The 17,295-nt window shown below is 65.5% G+C and carries 13 protein-coding genes; 5 read left to right on the top strand and 8 right to left on the bottom strand.

From position 1 onward, the window contains the following. From Tbon_RS11960 to Tbon_RS11945, 4 genes are all read right to left on the bottom strand, one after another. Positions 1 to 792, bottom strand: a complete 792-nt coding sequence (locus tag Tbon_RS11960) for an SDR family NAD(P)-dependent oxidoreductase (protein WP_158067916.1) — start codon at positions 790 to 792, stop codon at positions 1 to 3. Then, positions 785 to 1,627, bottom strand: coding sequence for an SDR family NAD(P)-dependent oxidoreductase (locus Tbon_RS11955; RefSeq protein WP_158067915.1), 843 nt, complete (start codon positions 1,625 to 1,627; stop codon positions 785 to 787). The genes Tbon_RS11960 and Tbon_RS11955 overlap by 8 nt, the downstream gene beginning before the upstream one ends. A gap of 62 nt (positions 1,628 to 1,689) precedes the next feature. After that, positions 1,690 to 2,511 carry an undecaprenyl-diphosphatase UppP gene (uppP, locus tag Tbon_RS11950; RefSeq protein ID WP_158067914.1) on the bottom strand — a complete coding sequence of 274 codons (822 nt, stop codon included), beginning with the start codon at positions 2,509 to 2,511 and terminating at the stop codon, positions 1,690 to 1,692. Between the two features lie 57 nt (positions 2,512 to 2,568). Further along, the gene (locus Tbon_RS11945) at positions 2,569 to 2,871 is read right to left on the bottom strand and encodes a putative quinol monooxygenase (RefSeq protein ID WP_158067913.1); all 303 of its coding nucleotides are present in this window, start codon (positions 2,869 to 2,871) and stop codon (positions 2,569 to 2,571) included. A gap of 91 nt (positions 2,872 to 2,962) precedes the next feature. Here Tbon_RS11945 and Tbon_RS11940 point away from each other — a divergent pair, with 91 nt between their 5' ends. The 5 genes from Tbon_RS11940 to Tbon_RS11920 all read left to right on the top strand — a co-directional run bounded on the left by Tbon_RS11940 (position 2,963) and on the right by Tbon_RS11920 (position 9,790). Further along, complete coding sequence (locus tag Tbon_RS11940; protein ID WP_158067912.1) at positions 2,963 to 3,631, top strand: class I SAM-dependent methyltransferase; 669 nt, start codon at positions 2,963 to 2,965, stop codon at positions 3,629 to 3,631. Continuing rightward, positions 3,628 to 4,134: a DinB family protein gene (locus tag Tbon_RS11935; RefSeq protein WP_158067911.1), complete on the top strand. Its 507-nt coding sequence runs from the start codon at positions 3,628 to 3,630 to the stop codon at positions 4,132 to 4,134. The genes Tbon_RS11940 and Tbon_RS11935 overlap by 4 nt, the downstream gene beginning before the upstream one ends. Then, positions 4,127 to 4,885, top strand: coding sequence for a metallophosphoesterase family protein (locus Tbon_RS11930; RefSeq protein WP_158067910.1), 759 nt, complete (start codon positions 4,127 to 4,129; stop codon positions 4,883 to 4,885). The genes Tbon_RS11935 and Tbon_RS11930 overlap by 8 nt, the downstream gene beginning before the upstream one ends. Positions 4,886 to 6,182: 1,297 nt before the next feature. Continuing rightward, positions 6,183 to 6,578, top strand: coding sequence for a helix-turn-helix domain-containing protein (locus Tbon_RS11925; protein ID WP_192497961.1), 396 nt, complete (start codon positions 6,183 to 6,185; stop codon positions 6,576 to 6,578). 2,747 nt (positions 6,579 to 9,325) lie between these two features. After that, positions 9,326 to 9,790, top strand: coding sequence for a hypothetical protein (locus tag Tbon_RS11920; RefSeq protein ID WP_158067908.1), 465 nt, complete (start codon positions 9,326 to 9,328; stop codon positions 9,788 to 9,790). A 2,000-nt stretch (positions 9,791 to 11,790) separates the two neighbouring features. Here Tbon_RS11920 and Tbon_RS11915 read toward each other — a convergent pair. The 4 genes from Tbon_RS11915 to Tbon_RS11900 all read right to left on the bottom strand — a co-directional run bounded on the left by Tbon_RS11915 (position 11,791) and on the right by Tbon_RS11900 (position 16,608). Continuing rightward, complete coding sequence (locus Tbon_RS11915) at positions 11,791 to 12,771, bottom strand: tyrosine-type recombinase/integrase (RefSeq protein WP_192497960.1); 981 nt, start codon at positions 12,769 to 12,771, stop codon at positions 11,791 to 11,793. Positions 12,772 to 12,901: 130 nt separating this feature from the next. Further along, complete coding sequence (locus Tbon_RS11910; RefSeq protein ID WP_158067906.1) at positions 12,902 to 13,411, bottom strand: hypothetical protein; 510 nt, start codon at positions 13,409 to 13,411, stop codon at positions 12,902 to 12,904. Further along, complete coding sequence (locus tag Tbon_RS13975) at positions 13,408 to 16,134, bottom strand: bifunctional DNA primase/polymerase (RefSeq protein ID WP_225734619.1); 2,727 nt, start codon at positions 16,132 to 16,134, stop codon at positions 13,408 to 13,410. Before Tbon_RS13975 ends, Tbon_RS11910 begins: the two co-directional genes overlap by 4 nt. A gap of 285 nt (positions 16,135 to 16,419) precedes the next feature. Next, positions 16,420 to 16,608, bottom strand: coding sequence for a helix-turn-helix domain-containing protein (locus tag Tbon_RS11900; RefSeq protein ID WP_225734618.1), 189 nt, complete (start codon positions 16,606 to 16,608; stop codon positions 16,420 to 16,422). Positions 16,609 to 17,295: the final 687 nt, after the last annotated feature.

Raw genomic sequence — 17,295 nt, 5'->3', positions numbered from 1 at the left:
CTACAGGTGCTGGCTGACGCCGCCGTCGACGTGAAAGACCTGGCCGCTGATGTAGCCGGCGGCCTCGGACGCGAGGAGGACGGCGAGGGGGCCGAGTTCGTCGGCGCGGCCGAAGCGGCGCATCGGGATGAAGCGCATCAGCAGGTTGGCGCCGATCTCATCGGGACCGCGGCCGGGGGTCCAGTCCATCCAGCCGGTAGCGATGCAGTTGGACGTGAAGCCCCGGGCGGCGAGCTCCTGTGAGAGCGCTGTGGAAAGGCCGATGACGCCGGACTTGACCGCAGTGTAGGCGGCGAGGCCTTCGACGCCGCGCTCGGCGAAGATCGAGGTGACGAAGATGAGCCGGCCCGGCCCCTCGCCTTCGGGGAACTCGCGGACGAAGCTGCGCGCCGTGTAAAAGGCGCCGTTCTGGTTGACAGCCTGGAGGCGGGCGAACTCGGTATCCGTCACCTTGTCGAACGGCTTTGCGAACGGCAGGTCGGCGTTGTAGACGAGGATGGTCGGGCGGCCGAACTCCTTGCCGAGCTGCTTCATGCTGACCTGGACGTTGGTGGGGAGCGTGACGTCCCAGCCCTGGGCGAAGGAGCGGCGCCCTAGTTCGGTGACGGCCTTTGCGATGCGCCGGGCTTCGAGCATCTCCTCGCCGTCGGTCGTGGCCGAGGCGACGGCGACGTCGGCGCCGGCTTCGGCGAGGGCGAGCGCGATGGCGCGGCCGGCCGGGTTGGCGCAGCCGACGACCAGCGCCTTCTTCCCGGTCAGGTCGAAGCCGGGCTTGCGGTTCCACTCAGCCATGGCGCACCTCCGCGGGTTCGGTGACCACCCAGCCGGTGGGGGCGACGCCGCCGGCCAGACCGCCGCCGTCGATGACGAACGATTCGCCGGTGATGTAGCTGGAAGCGTCGGAGCAGAGGAAGACGGCGAGCGGGCCGAGCTCCCAGGCCTCGCCGAGACGGCGGACAGTGATAAACCGCCCGCGCTGGGCGCGCATGGCGGCCTCTTCTTCGGACTGCGCCGGGGCCTGGGCGACGAAGCCGGGGATGATGCAGTTGACGCGGATGTTCTCGCCGACCACCTGGGCGGCCAGGCTCTTCGTGAGCGAGATAACCCCGGCCTTAGCGGCGGCGTAGGCGAGCGACTGGGGCGACGACCGGAGGGCGGTGCCGCTGGCGACGTTGACGATGACGCCGCCGGTGCCCTGCTTGAGCAGCTGACGGACGGCGGCGCGGGAGCAATAGAACGTGCTGTAGAGGTTGACCTCGATCGTGTCCTGCCAGTCGGCGTCGTCGAGGTCCTGGATGCGGTTGCCGGCGCCGCGGCGGTCGCCGATGCCGGCGTTGTTGAGCATGACGTCGAGCCTGCCGAAGTGCTCGACTGTGCGCGCGACCAGCTCGTCGCACTGTTCGCGGACGCGCACGTCGGTCGGCACGATGAGGGGGTCGCGGCCGCTTGCTGCACGGATTTCGGCGGCGGCTTCTTCGAGCTGCGCGCGGGTCCGGCTGGCAATGCAGATGTCGGCGCCGGCTTCGGCAAGCGCGATGGCCATTGCTTTACCGAGGCCGCGGCCGCCGCCCGTCACGATGACCACCTTGCGCGGCGGGCCATCGAGCCGGAGACGTTCGAGGACCATGGGGATACCTCCGGGGATGCTGGTGTAGGTGCATCATAGTGGCCGGGGCTGCTGCGGGCCGCTCAGGCGATGCGGTAGGCGCCGATGGCCAGGGCGAGGATGGCGACCGCGTACCGGTAGAGCACGAAGACCAACAACGAGCGGGTCCGGACCCAGCGGAGCAGGAAGTGAATCGCCGCGAACCCGACGATGGCTGAAGTTGCGAAGCCGACGAGCATGTCGCGGGCCTCGGTGCCGGAGAGGGCGGCGAGGTCGGCCGACTTGAGGAGGAGCGCCCCGACGAAGGCCGGTGTCCCGAGCAGAAAGGCAAAGCGGACGGCATCCTCGCGGCGGAGCCCCCGCGCGAGCCCGGCGGTGACGGTCGCGCCGGAGCGGGAGACGCCCGGGACGAGCGCGAGGGCCTGGCCGACACCGATGATGAGCGCATCGGTCATGCCGACGGTCGCGATCGGCCGGCGGTTGGCGGCAAGCCGGTCGGCGAGCAGCATCACCGTGCCCATCAGCGCGAGCATGATGGCAACGAGCCACGGCTGGCGGACATGCGCCTCGATCCAGTCATTGAACAGGAAGCCGACGACACCTGCGGGCAGCGAGCCGAGGGCGAGCAGCCAGAGCAGGCGCGTATCGGTGCGCCAGTTAGATACGCGGGCGCCGTGCCGGGCGAGGTCGGCCAGGCCGGTGCGGAACATGACGTACCAGTCACGCCAGAAGTAGGCCAGCAGCGCGAGGAGCGTGCCCCCGTGGAGGCCGACGTCGAACGCCAGGCCCTGGTCGTCCCAGCCGAAGAGGGCGGGAATGAGGATCAGGTGGCCGGAACTGGAGACGGGGAGGAATTCCGTGAGGCCCTGGACGATGCCCAGCACGACGGCGCGAACGAGGTCCACGGGGGAACGTTCGCGCCGGCCGTGCTAAGGGACAACCACCCCGGGGAAAGCCGACGTTCAGTCGACGCCGGCGATCTTCGTGTAGCGTTCGATGACGGGACGGCCCGCGAGCAGCCCGGCGAGTTTGGCTCCGAGGGCGCGCATGTGGTCGGTCTTGCCGTGGGCCTCGAAGGCAGCAGCATCGCGGTAGTTTTCGTAGAACAGGAAGGTCGCCGGGTCGGAGTCGGAGACGTGGAGCGAATACGCTGGAACAGCTCCCGCCTCCTTCTCTTTGACGGCGGCGACCATCTCTGTGAGCGCAGCGCGGAGTTCGGCCTCCTTGCCGGGCTGGGCCTGCAGCTTCGCAACGACCGTAATCATGGGGAACTACCTCCGGTGGGATGCCGGGGCATTCTACGGGCCGGCAAGGGTTGCGTGACAGGACCCACCGCCGCGGCGAGAATGCGCAGGCATGTGGCTGCAGGGAATGCCGAGGGAACGGGCAGCAGCGCTGCGGTCGGCGCTGGAGCGGCACCCGTCCGCGGTGCGGGGCGTCGAGTACCCGGGCTGGTACTTCCGCAGGTGGCATTTTCTTCCCGACGGGTACTGTTCTGCCCGGAGCGCGGCGCTGTACGACCGGCTCATCCGGCCGCTTTACTGGGCCGGGAGCGAGGGCCGGGTTGTCGCCCTGCTGGCACGATGGCTGGAGCGGACCGGTGCACGGCGCGTGCTCGAGGTGGGCCCCGGCCCGGGGAGGCTGCTGGCAGCGCTGCGGGCGCGCCTGCCGGGCATCGAGTTCCGCGCAATCGAACTCTCGCCGTACTTCGTCGCTGCGGCAACGCAGCGGCTGGGCGAGGGCGTGGTGGTCCACGGGGACGGGCGTGACCTGCGCCGGGTGAGCAGGGTGTTCGACGCGGTCATCGCCGCCCATTATGTCGGGCACCTGCCCCGGCACGAACAGCAGGCGGCGATTGCGGCGCTGGCCGAGGCTGCACGTCCGGGCGGCACCGTGGTGATGGTTGAGCACCGCTGGCACCGACTCCGGGTCCCCGGAGAGCTGCGGCCGGCGGCGCGCCGTGCGGCCGGGTTTTCGACTTTGCAGTTTTACCGGCGGTTCGCCGGGGAAGGAGCCGGGGCATGACGATGCCGGAATCGGAACGGGTGCGCATCCGGGAGTACCTCGTGGCACAGGCGGCGTCGCGGAGCATCGAGGAGCTGATCGAACGGGTCGAAGGCGGAATGGCCGAGCTGTTCGCCGCCGCGCGGGCTATCCCCGCGGAGCGGTACGGGGAGCATCCGCCCGGTGACGCGTGGAGCCCGATGGACTGCCTCGCCCACGTGGTGGGCTGGAACCTGCAGGTCGCAACTGCGGTGCTGCACGTGGCGCTGACCGGCGAACGCCCGGAGAACGGACCGCCCGAGCTGCCGCGCGATCGCGACAGGCTCCTCGAAGCCCAGGCGGCCGGCAACGCCTCGCTCTACGAGCACGTGCGTGCGGCCGACCCCGGCGCCCATCTCGAGGTGCGCTGGGAGCACCCGTTCTTCGGCCAGCTGAACTGGCGCGAGTGGCTGCTGTTCCTTCGCCTGCACGCACTCGACCACGGCCGGCAGCTGGCCGGGATGCGGGAGGCGCTCGGTGCGTGAGCCGCGGCCGCTGCGGGTGGTGCATACCTCCGACGTGCATCTCGGCGCGTACGCGGGAAACGACCACCCCGCATGGGTGGAGCGGCGCCGGCGGATGGAGGCTGCGTTCTGCCGTGTGATCGACCTCGCCAACCGGGAGCGCGCGGACGTCCTGGTGCTGGCGGGGGACATCTTCGATAACGACCGGGTGCCTGCGGAGACGGTGGCGTGGGCTGCCGCCCAGATTGGGCGGTTCGAGGGGCAGGCGTTCCTCATCCCGGGGAACCACGACCCGATGGACCCGGGGAGCATCTACTGGCGGCACGATATGGAGGCGATCGCGAAGCAGCTGACGATTGTGCGGGCGCACCGTGGCGAGATCCACGAGCCGGAGGGGCTGGACCTCGTGGTCTGGGGGCGGGCGTATCTCGACTCGGACTGGCACTTCCGGCCGCTCGATGGGCTGCCGGAGCGGCTCGACCGGCGATGGCACATCGCGCTCGCGCATGGCCACTTCGTCCCGGAGGGCGGGGAGACGTACCGGTCGCTCCCGATACATGAGCACGAGCTCGCCGCGGCGCGGGGGCACTGGGATTATTTCGCGCTGGGGCACTGGGAGCCGCATGCCGACGTGAGCCGTCATGGGGTGACGGCGGTCTACTCGGGTGCGCCGATGCCGCTGAGCGACGCAAACCGCCGCGCGGGGCTGTGCGTGATTGTGGACTTTGACGCCGGCGGCGTGCGGTGGCGGACGGAGCGGGTGGACGGATAGGGGGCAGCCGGCGGGGTGTGAGCCGTGCCGGCGCTGCCGCAGAAGAACGGGTCGTGGTAGATTGGGAAAGATGGGGCAGGGTAGCTCAGCCGGTCAGAGTGCACGACTCATAATCACAGGTCAGCTACTGAAGGACACAGGCCATCGCCGAATCTGAGACGGGCACCGGCAAGGCTGAATCTGCCTGAGCATTATTCCGCTCTTTCCCGGAGAATTATTCCGCTCATGGGCCTTGATCTCGTCTGGGGCTTGTGGAGTCCTTGGGGCACCGGCCTAATATCCTTACTCTCCCGGATTTTGCCCCGGCGCCGGCCAGCCTCGTTCTCACGGGGGTCACCGCCGACCGCACGCGGCGGCGAGGGCTCCTCCCGATTAAGGCCAGAGCTTTCAAGTCAGGGGGCCCGGAAAAAACGCCGCACCAGGTGCGCCAACAAGGCTGACAGGCTCAATTGCCGTTGTCGGACGAGCTGGGGCGAACAATCGGGTCAGGTGACAGGAAGGACTCCCGGCGTGGCACTGCGGCCATCCTCTAAAGGCTCTTTGGCCCTCGGACCAGAGCACCACGAGGAATCCAAGACTCGCATGAGCATAAGTCCAAGCTAACGCGAGGATGGACTCGCCTCCCGAGGAAAGAGCAAACCAATCAACGGCCCCCTGATGTAAACGCCAAGCTAGGATGCCAGCTCTGGTAAAGCACGCATCGGAACAAATCTGGCCTGTCAGTCAACCCGACGCCCATATCAGCCGGGGAGAACTCCGAGTCTAACTCGAGGTTCAGTTCAGCTAGCGATCGCTCGCGTCGGCGGCGAGGGGCTACGCCGACGCCGTGCAGCCCCAAACCAGACGGACTGCCGCATCGCGCAGAATCAAGGTTCGCCGACGCCTTGCAGGTAGGTTCGCCGCCTGAGCCTACGTGCTGCCTGGACTCCGCTGTGAACACCGCGCGCGCCAACCACGAGCTGGGTTATGGGTCCGAAGGCGGGTAGGACATTACGTCAACACGCCCAGGGCCTCGGTTCGAGAGCCGATGGTTCAAATGCCTATCCTCCTCAAACACGGGCCCCCGACGGGCATCATCGGGATGGCGGTTGGTTCATCGCGCAACCCGTAAAGGCGGCAACCTACCGGGAGTTGACCGAGCGCACCGGAGGCTGGTCGGGCCACGGTGCCGGGCAGAGGAACATAGCCTCGGGGCGAGGTTCATTGCGGGCACCATACGGTGTCTGCATACTGAGGGACACAAACGCAGACAATCCCGGCCAGCACGCCGGGTGGAAGGGGCTGAGCCGAGATGGTCATGACGGTCGATAAGAGAGGACAGCGCGATAAGGCAAAGCAGACCGGAGCGCTCCTTCGCCAGTACCGCGAGCGGCTCGGCCTGACCCAGCACGAGGCCGAGAAACTCACCGGCGTCCGGAGGGAGTACATCGGCTCCATCGAAACTGGCAGAATCGCCATCATCTACCCGGAGCCGTTCAATGCGCTCCGCAAGGTCTACGGCTTTCCGGGCTGGGAAATCCTGGAAGCGATGGGCTATGAGACCGACGCGGCCGGCGCCGCCCCTCAGGGGCAGGCCGATGTTGTCCGCCTGGCGACGATGATTAGCCTGCTGAGTCCGGCCGACCGCCAGGTCATCGAGGAGATGGTGCACGCGATGCGGAAGCGCTCAAGGGGCTCAGGGCAGAACGAATAGACTCCAAGCAACCAAGCGGGACCAAATCGGAGCCGGCGGCCGGGGGGAAATGCTGGGGACTTAATTGGGTGCAAGGGCAGGCCGCACCCTGACGACGCCAAGAGCCCAGGGACGTAGCTCCGAGAATGGCATCGCCGCACGGCGAACCATGCTGTCTGCGTTCGAGGGGCAAGGGGTCCGGCGCTTCCGGTATCGCCTGGCCGCAACCGGACCTTAGCGCGGGCGTGTTGCTTGATGGCGGCCCTGAGCTAGTCCCAGTTCTTACCGGCGCGACCGAGCCACGCTCGGATGTGAGCCGCCACTAGGGACCCCACATCGACCTGCGAATCGTACTCGAGCAAGGAAAGGGAGAGTGTTCAAAGGATTTCGGCCCTGCCGCTGGCTGCCGAGGCTCGGTGGGAGCGGCCAGCATTCTCCTCGACGTCCTCGACCCTGCCTCGTGGTAAATGTTGGGCGACCCGGGGGCGTACCTTTCGCTGTGTCCTGCCAGCCCCGGGCAGGCAGAGAATGGCAAGGCTCCCAGTCAACTAGGGTGTGATATGCACCCGTCACGTCCGGGCTCGGGGTCGAGGTCGAAATAGTAAACGGGCAGGAGTTTCTGACACAGGTCGGGAATAGGCGGACAGAGAGAGCAACAGGAATCCTTCAAAGGGCCGCCGGCACCACCGCCAAGGCATACCTCGACGACCCGCGGGCCTCGGGGCAACTGCTGTAGTTCCGTCTGAGCAAGCCCTCCCTCACGAATCCAAGAACGGCGATGGAGTTACCCGACGCCGGAAGAAGGCAAGACCATGTGAACATGGGTAAATCGGGGCAGGCGAAAGAGGCCCTCGATTCGAGAGTGCTGGGCAGCCCGGGCGCGATACACGAGGCTTACGGCTCAAGACCGGACAGCCCGGTACCCTGACGATGCCCCGGCGGGACCGCGACCGCGCTCGCTATCCGTGTTGACAACCGACAGCCCGGCCGCAACGTCGGCTCGGCTGCGGCACCTGCGACTGAGGCAGGCCGGCGGAACGGCCGATACCGGCGGCACTGCCGGCAACCGGAGCACCCGCGACCGATTCGCTGTGCCGCACGGACAACTGCAGGGACAGAAGTCACATAGAATGGACGCACCTCTGAACACTTCTACGACGACCACAACGACGGCCAAGCCGCCGAGCGAAGCGGGTGTTCGTGTCACCGCCACCAGGTCGTACCCGGTGGCGGCCACCGAATTGGGGAATGCGCACCAGGGTTGCCGCCCGCCCCGGGCTCGGACTGGAGCCGGCCGCGAAGCCTGCGCGGCTAGGCCGTCGACCCGTCCCTGCTTGGCTAGGGCAGCTTCCCAAACCTTCCAAACTGTTGGGAACGCCAAGACCGATTTGCCCAAGTTTGATAGTGCGAAGGTCGCGGCCGGCCCGGCCCGACCCGGCCCCGGGGGCTTCCCCCGGCCCCCCGGGCCGGGGGGCGTAGTACCCCCCTAACCAGCCTTGAAGCCTTCCTGGCCATCTAGCATTAAAGGTCGGGCCCGACCCGTCGCCCAGGCATGTGTTAAGAACCTTTCAGATGGCTCGAGCCCAGCCTGGTGTGTTGACAATTTCAGGCCTCAGACTTGCCAACTGGGCCTCTGATTTCTTGGCTTTTGAGTGCATTAGTACCGTCGACTTTTTAAGACAACTCACAGGGGACCTGCCTGGCAGCCAGGCCGATGCCCGGGCTAGATGCATAGGACGTGTCTATCAGGCCCATAGCGGACTCCTATTCCGGGCCCCTCTCTGGAGGGCCAGCCAAGCAGACAGAAGCCCATAGAGAGCGTCTATCAGACATATACGGCACTCCTATTCGAGGCCCTTCTCCGGGAGCCCGGAAAGCCTGCCCAAAGCCCATAGGCATCGTCTATCGCCTCCGATAGATGGCTTCTATGCACGGGCCTCTCTGGGGGCCTCCTGGAACCATTCTCCGGAGGAGAATGCCCTGTGGGCTCACAGAATGGCCAAAATCCGGCGTGACCCCCCTGATTGGTCTGCCTGGGGGCATTTCGTGGCGCTACGGCCACTACACGGGCTCACAGGGCCAAAGGTTTCCCGGTCCGGGGGTTGGTTACCCGTGGGCTGTTGGCAGTGACGGGAGGACACTGGCCATTGGGCCTCTTGGGCCTATTGGGCCTGGGATTTGAGACAGGCCCTTGGCCGGTAAGACCTGGCCATAGGCCAGTAGGCCAACAGGCCATGGCCCGAAGGCCACCTAAGGCCTGAGGGCCATACAGGCCTGGCCATAGGCCATACAGGCCAGTAAGGCCATTAGGCCCGAAGGCCATAAAGCCTGAGGGCCTATAGGCCATTAGGCCAAGAATAGGCCATATAGGCCAAGCCTAGGCTTGGAGACATTAAGTCTCCAAGCCTTAGTAGGCCAGGAATTAGGGGAGAAGAGACTATAGTCTCTTCTCCCCTGGCCTCGGGCTTAAGAGACTATTAGTCTCTTAAGCCCTCGGCTATAGGCCTATAGGCCTTAGGCCAGGCCATAAGCCAGAAGGCCAATAGGCCTATAGCCTGGATAGACAGCCTCTATAGGCCATGGCCATAAGCCAAAGCCAAGAGCCTCCACCCACACCCCGCGACCCCCAATGCGCCGCAAAGCGGCGCGGGTGTGTCATGTCGCGCGGCCCAGACTCCCCCTACCCCACCTGAAGCGGGCCTCCGGGGCAGAGTATAGCAGGCCTGTGGTGCAATGTGGCCTGAAGACACCAGCCGGAGGAAATCGCCATGAGCCAGGAGGTCTCCTGCCTCGCCTGCCAGTTCCGCAAGGCCTCCAACCGGGCTGTCCGGGATTTCATTGCCAACGGCTTTCTGCCGACAAATTTCACGGGAATTGTGCTGTCTGAAAGTGACCGCTTTTTGTTCCTGATACAGACCAACAATGGCCGCCAGGTTGGCCTCGTGGGCATCGAGTTCACGGCCATCCCGGCCATCGTCCACCAGCTCATCGTGGCCTACCAGTCCTACCTCGGCCAGAGCATTAAAGGTGGCGTGTGTCCTGCAATCACGTTACAGAGCCCCAAAATCCAGCGAGAAGGCAGCACAACCGGCCAGACCGCGTTGAAGGCGGTGCTCCCCCCACGCCAACCTCTCTGGCCTCTTCTTCCTGACGCCGAGTCAAAGAGAGGAGAAAGGACGGGGAATGAACGGGACTCCAGCGGCCCTTGCGGCAGCATCCGAAGCAGGGCGTAGACCGCTGCTGAAGATGACCACCACCCGCTGTGCCCACCGGCCCGCGGGACGCCTCCGGGAGCCACTTAGCAGCGCAAGTCAAACCACGGGATGCTTGCTCTACGACGCTCAAGGGATCCCCCTCGCTCGGCATGGGGCAGTGGGCAAGGCACAGGAGTGCCCGGACAGAGGCAGCTGGCGTTAAATCCATGAGCCCAACTCCGCGGTCAGCTTTCGTCCCGTCCACTCCACGCGACGGCGGAAGCCACAGGCAGTCACTCCGGGCAAGGCTCGTGGATTGCCGGCATATCGAGTGGGAGACCGTGTCGAGAGACCGTCCTGCAAGGGGGGTATGACGATGGGAAGCAGCGTGCCCTCGACGGGTTGACCGTATCGTCACTGAGGAATTGGACGAGCAGCCTCGCCAGGACCTTTACCAGCCGGCGGGCAGGTGTCACTCCGTGGCGGCCGGCGCCAATTTCGCAGCCCGTCGCCCCCGGAGCCCCAAGAGTCCGTGAACATGGCCCAGGCTCAGCGAGGCGACTACAGCATGTCTATGGAATGTGAAGAGCATCGACAGCAACAATGCAAGGGGAGCTTGCAGGAATTTCATTGTCACCCCCATCGGGCTTTCTCTTGATGATACCTCTGAGCAATTATGATTGTCACATAAGCGAGATTTTAAGGCGCGGTTTTGTAGAAATACATCACATTTCCGCTTCGATTATTCAGAACTGATTCTGTTTATGCTTTGAAGGAACCAGTTATACGGCCATTCGATTAATCCGCTTTTGTGATTATCTCGGAGAAAAGTAGATCATAATCCATCCGACAAGTTTGATGAGAATAAAGCCTTAATCGCAAGCACGTTCTGGCAAGCTTTTCCAACAACACCGGCCATCGTAAGGGATCAAGAACAGTCCATGAAGTCACCACACCTGTGCGGGCAATGCAGGGTCCGGCGGCAGTTGGCTGCAGTAAGATGTGTGACGCGCAACCTGCATGCTAGCCCTTCTCGAGGACCGATCAACGGGCACCAAAGGCGCAGTTCGAGTGGCAGGCTGCAATAGGTGGTCTGCCAGGCCGTGCCAATGGCCAATGGCATCGACACTTGCAGTCCTCAACGAGGCCAACTAGGGCCGGACCGACACCCGCCTGGCAAATCTCTTCGTACCACTCTCGGCGGGGCACACGTTCGCTCACTTGGGGTACATGTGCCACCGGACCGCTACCCCTTGGGGTATGCGCGGGCGCAGGAGCGGGGGGCCGTGGACCATAGGGTGGTCTGTCGAGACTGGGCTCCACTCGTGCGCGTGAGGACCGCGGAACCGCCGAGGGTCTACAAACCGACAGGCTCCGCCACAGTCGCTCGCTGCAATGGCTGCAATCGTTGGCGCAAAGGTCGATTCCGGTAAATCCGAGACCTGAGAACTGCCTGAAGAGCAGTTCGTCTAGGGGGCGCGCTCTGAACCGCCATTGGGACCGGTCCGGGGCGAGTCCAATCAGGTGGGCAGCCTTTCGGTAGCGGCTTGGACAGGACTGACCGCCGATTGGCCACCAAAGTCCCCACCCGCCACCTACGGTAAGAGACTGGGCAAGACCGGATGGACTGCCACCTGCCTTCGTCGGATAAGGTTGGCCCATGAATCGCCTCGTCAATGACTACCCAATTTCACCTTTGCGGGCATCCCTAACAAACCGGCGAGATCGAATCTTTGTTTGACGATAATTGAGCGGCTGGCGCAGGCGTGACAGCAATTTGACAGCAACGGAACCCCGTCGGGGCATGGAAGGGCTCCTCGGCCGGGGCGCCGGGCAGCAGGCCGCTCAGGCGCCTTCGGCGAGACGCTGGGGGGTCTGCTTTGAATTTCGGGCCCAATCGGCCCATTTCCAGAAATGATGTTCTCAACGGTGCATTGACGTGCGGGGGCGTTCCCTACGGAACAAAAGCGCTGGGCCGGTCCTTTTCGTGAACCGGCCCAGGCAAGCGGCCCAAACGGCCCAGGTGGCCGACCGGGAGGTCAGCTCATGAGGGTCTCCGCGATTCGGCGGACAACCTTTTCATCCGCGCCCGGCACTGCGTGGGTGTAGATGTCGAGCGTCATTGATGGCCGAGAGTGCCCTAGCAGCGCCGAAATCTCGCGCAGGCTTGCGCCGCTGGTCAGCCCCGCAGTTGCGGCGGTATGGCGAAGGTCATGGAAGCGATGCCTGGGCAGCCCTGCGCGTTCAAGCAGCTCGTAGTACCACCTCAGGACTGACCGTTCGTTGAGGTAGTACCCATCAGGCCGGCAGAAGACGAGGTCGAGGTCGCGCCATGCCGGCCCGGCGTGCAACCGCTGCTCGAGCTGACGCTGACGGTGGGCACGGAGCACCTCAACAGCCAGCGGCGGCAGCGGGATACGCCGGCGGCCCGAAGCCGACTTGGGCAGCTCGATGCGGTAGTCTCCCTCAGTCCGTACGAGCGTCCCCGACACCAGAAGCGACCCGCTCTCAAGGTCGACGTCGCGCCAGCGCAGGGCGAGGAGCTCACCTTTCCGCATCCCTGTCGTAAGCGCCAGCACGACCAGCGCCTCAAGGCGGTCCCCGCGGACGGCCTCCAGGAGCCGGCGCGCCTCCTCAGGCGGCATCGCCTTCTCCGCCCGTGAGCCGGCTCCCCGCGGCGGCACCGCACTCTTGGCGATATTTCTTGGCAGGTAGCCGAGGCGGACGGCGTCTTCCAGAGCGCGGTGAACGATGCGGCGGAGCAGCTGCACCGTGGCTGGCGAGTTCCCTCTCTCGAGCTGCTGGCGGTACAGCCTTTCGAGCTCGAGGGGGTGAAGTTTGGAGAGCTGACGGTGGCCGAGGTTCGGAAGAATGACGTACTCGACCCGTTCGCGGTACGTGCGGAGCGATGACTGCTTCAGCCTTCCGGCCATCATTGCCAACCATTCGGTGAAGTACTGCTCCACGGTAAGCCGCTCGCTCGACGGCGGGAGCAGGCCCTGCCGAACCTGAGCATGCATGGTTCTGAGCAGCTCGATCGCCTCCGACTTCGTCCTGGCATATGCGCATTTCCGCCTGCCGTTGGGCAGCGTGATTTCGGCAACCCAGGGCTTCGCCCGCCGCGAGTCATTGCGTTTGTAGACCGACCCTTCACCGTTGAATCGGCGTCTCATCTCTTCCCCCTTGGTTCAAAACTGGCGGTTGTCCGCGGAAGGCTCGCTGCGCTGCGCCGAGGTTGCAGTCGAGGACAATCATTGCAAGCACCTTGCGCACCCCGCGGTCGGCGTGCGCCTGCAGGTTTTTCTGCTGGATGGAGCCGTCAGGGTGAATGACATCGACCAGGACGGGCTCCCGTCCAGGGTTGCGCTCGCACAGGTCGACAATCTCCTCCACGGTGCGGGAGACATCCTGCCCAATTTGAGGCCGGAGAGTGCAGTGACAGTACCGCCGAAGCTCAGGTTCGACGGCCAGCCTTGCGAGGTGTCCTCCCTGAAGCGAACTGGTGCTGAGGTAATTGATCACCTCCTGTTTATGCGCTCTGAGCTCCTCGAGCAGCGACTCAGCCTCAGGGGTATCAGGAAGGCTGACCTTCAGGTTTCCGGCGTCGCTGATGGAGACCTTGAGCCCCGCCCGGTAGCAGCGTTTAAGCAGCTCTTTCACAGTTCGACCTCTCGGGAGCCCTCCAGGAGTGCCCCGATGGGGAGCACGAACACCTCCCGCCTGACCCCGTTGATAGTCTTTCGCACCTTGTTCTTGCCTCTGCTCTCGTCAGTAGAGGCCAGGTACTTCCCCTGCTTGAGCGCGCCGCCGAGAGCGCGGCTGGTGATTGCGAAAGGCTCGCTTGCCGGGGCGGCCTGCTGGGCAGCCGCGAGAGCGGCACTGGGGTCGAGGTAGATGTGTTCGCTGTCGACCCAGCCGATGCAGGCGCCCTGGGGCCGCCATTCCCCGCCCATGGTCGCGCCGGTCTCGCGCCAGCCGAGCACCCCGGGCTTCGTGTCCGGACAATCTCCGGAGACATCGGCGATGTGAGCTTTCCCGCTGCCGAGGGCCGAGCGGAGCAGGTCGAGGAACCGTCGCGCGGGGTCGCTCTCCCGCTGGGCTGCGGCCTGGGACGAAGCGCCCTCGTTGAACGCAGCGACGGCTCGTCGGAAGAGTTCATCGGCTTCGCCCTGGGTGAAGGCCCCGACCTGAACACAAAACTCGAGAACCACCCTGACGGTTGCCTCAAGAGCGGCCTGAGCGGATGCCGTTCTTCCGTGCCGGCTTGCTGCAAGCTCATTCCGGCGGGACTCGAACATCTCCCTGGCCTTCGCCCGAATGGCCATGAAGTCTGCCGCCATCCACGCCAGCCATCCGGCCAGCAAGGCAGCAAATGCGCCTTCGGCTCCGCGCCGCTGCAGCTCGGTGAGAACTTGGAGCTGGACATCTCCGGGCTCGACGTCGGACGTCCAGAGCCGCGCACGCAGGCTCAGACCAGGAGGGATGTCTTCGCCGGTGCTCAGGATGAGGCACCGCGACCGCCTCCCAGATTGGAGCCTGGCATCCCTGCCCAGCCGCTGGCGGCCTGCACGGTTGCCGGCGCCGCGGATTAACTGTTCGGCAGAGCGGTACAGCGCCGTGACGTCCTGAACGGAGCCGGTTGGAGCAAAGTCGTCGACCACCAGCACGCAATCCTTCGAGAGGAAGGCCAGAGTCTCGAGGGCGTTCCACGTGGACCGCCAGCTCGCAGGCAGGTTCCGGGCATCCATGCCGGCCCCATAGAACCGCTGGACAAGCGCAGCCAGCTCGGTCTTCCGTGCGCCGCTCGGGCCTGTAAGGTGGATTGCAAAGTCTGGCTCGAACAGCGTGGGCAGGAACGCTGCGCCGAGGAGCGTCCAGGCGGTGGGCGGCGCCGCGACATTGGTGAGCCGGGGCAGAACCTCGCGGATGATGCTGCAAAGGTGCTGCTGCGAGGGGGGAGCCGGCAGGACGAACCGCTGCAGGTCAGCCGGCGGCCTGGTTCGGACTCCGTCTGCGCCGACTGCGCCTCCGGCGTGAAGGAAGACGTGCCGGCCGTCAACCTCGCGCCAGCCCAGGTGCGTGAAGATCCGGTCGTCGGGCACACTCCCTGAGAGCTGCTGGATAGCGGCCCGGAGATGGTCTTTGGCCGAGGGGACAGGCATGACGACGGCTTGAGCTCCAAGATGCTCGAGGACCCAGTCCATCGCCGCGAACTCCGATGCCCTGACCGTGAAGCGCTTCGTCCTGCCGTTGACCGTGGCTTCAATTTCGAACTCCCGCTCCTGGGCCTCGCCGTCATCGACGGTGATTTCCCGCGTGATGCGTGCACTGAACGTGGCAAGCTGGTCAACGACCACGCGGCCATCGCGGTCTTTTTTCCGACGCCACGTGCCCTTCTCGTTGGTGAAGTACTCAATCGGGTCAGAGGTCTCGGCCGGCGCGGCCTCGGCCAGGGTGCCCGCGGGGTAGCGGGAGACAGAGTCGGCGATGCGGCGGACCTCATCCTCGGGCAGCGGGGGGAGGCAGCGTGCGGCGTTGACGGCCAGCAGCGCGGTCGCGATTTCCTCCGCCGACAGCCCGTCGCGGCGCAGCTTGCCGGCCAGGCTCGCGAGGCATTCGTTCCGCTGGCCTTCGTGCACCGGCCCGCCCTCCAGCTCGCGGTACAGGGGCGCTTTGCGGGCGCCGGCGGCCCGGAGGATCCATGCCGGCGCCGGCACCGGCGACAGGTGCTCGGTGCTGTCCTCCGCCATGTACGACTGGCCGCTAGGGTGCAGGGACGGCGGGGCGACCACGTAGCCGCCGTCCCCCTTCAGGTCGACGCCAGGTGCCAGCTTCCGCGACGGCGCCGGGCCCTCGACGGCGAAGTAGTAGTGCACCCCTCCGCCGCCGGTCAGGACCGTATGGGTCTCGGGGTAGCCGCCCTCATCGGCCGGGATGCCCCAGCCGCCGTGCCGGCCGAGCAGGTCCCGCAGCCCCTCGTCGCCGCCGTTGCGGGGGTCGACGTCGAGCACGACGAGCCCGGAGACGGCGCCGGTGGCGATGCCGACGTTGGCATCAGGCCAGCGGTTCCACCACTCCTCGATTTTGGCGGGGTCGGTCGTGGCGTCCCTGACGCCGTGCTCGGTCAGCGGCTCCTTGCCCCGCGGCCTGAGCGGGAGCACGGCCCAGCCGCGGCGGGCGTAGGAGAGGGCGGCCTCGCGGCAGGCGCTGTTCCCAGCCGTGTCGGCGCCTGCCGGGAGGGCACCCCGAGCTTCCTTGCCCACAGGCTCAGGCGCGGCAACGCCGGCCACGAAGGAGGGGGCGGGCTCGTGCCGGGCATCAAGCCCGTCGATGCCGTCGTCAGACGGGTCCCCTTCGAGGGCAGGGACATCCCCCGTCCGCACTGGCTCGGGAGGTAAGCCGGGCGACCGCCTGGCGATGTCACCCAGGCTGGCCCCAGGCTGGCCGGTCCCTGCGGAGGCGAACCTGCGGGCCCGCCGATTAACGGAGGACGCCTGCCTTGCGGCAGTGCTGCAGAGCTTGCCGGAGGACCCGTCCGTCGAAGGCTGGCTGCATCCTGAGCCTAGAGGCTGCCCGGCCATGTTTCTGGTTTTATCGAGCATGTCGTTGATGGCGCTCGAACCTATGCAGTTCTCGAGCATGATTCTCTCCTTGCAGATGTGAGGTTTTCAGGAAGCGCTTGCGGAGCTGAGCTGGTCGGCAATGAACGCCTCAACCGCTGCTACCGGGACGAGACGCCGCTTGCCGACCTTGAACGACGGAAGCTGTCCGGACTGGACGAGCCTGTAGGCCAGGGTCCGGCTGATGCCGAGCAGCCTGGCAGCTTCCTCGACCGTGCAGGTAAGCCGATCGCTCACGGCTCTCACCTCCTTTCGGAGAGATTCCTCCAAACCGACAGGCCGGAAGTTTGAACTGAGGTCCTTGCGGGATGGAGGGGACTCCAGCGATCACTACGTGACCACCGAGGTCCTGTGTGAATTCTACGAGTGCAGCAGAGGGCTCGTCGTTGAATTAAGGTGCGCGATGAAAAATTTTTACATTCGAGAGCATGGGCCAGGCCGGGGAGGACACCACAGGGATAAGCCCTTTAAAGCTCGAAAGAGTCGATGGGGCAGACACCAGGGAAGGGCAGGTCGTTCGAGTACAGGATGGTCTGGCCTTTAATGCTCGGACGAACGCACGCAGAGGTTGGTCAGGTCTAGAAACCGGGCGAAGGAAGCGCCAGCTTCGGACAACGAAGGTGAGTGCCGAATAATCACCATTTCACTTTCCTGATTGGTCGGTTCGATGGAGGGATGGAACGCTTCCTGAGGGTCGGCCGGTACCAGGTCGTACTGACCATAGTGTTCAAGCGTTCGGCGACACAGGCTGGACCATGAGTGTGCGACGACACAGCTCAGCCCCTGAATCAGACATCGACTGGCACCGTGGAGGGCGAGTTCGCCTCCGGGGCTGCAGGTGCCGGTACTGCACGGGGACGGCAGGGTAACTGGCTGGCGGAAATTGACGCCGGGCACCACCGGAGACGCCGACTGGCAGCGCAT

Source organism: Tepidiforma bonchosmolovskayae (assembly GCF_008838325.1).
GTDB lineage: Bacteria > Chloroflexota > Dehalococcoidia > Tepidiformales > Tepidiformaceae > Tepidiforma > Tepidiforma bonchosmolovskayae.
This window is presented reverse-complemented; position numbering and strand designations above follow the sequence as displayed.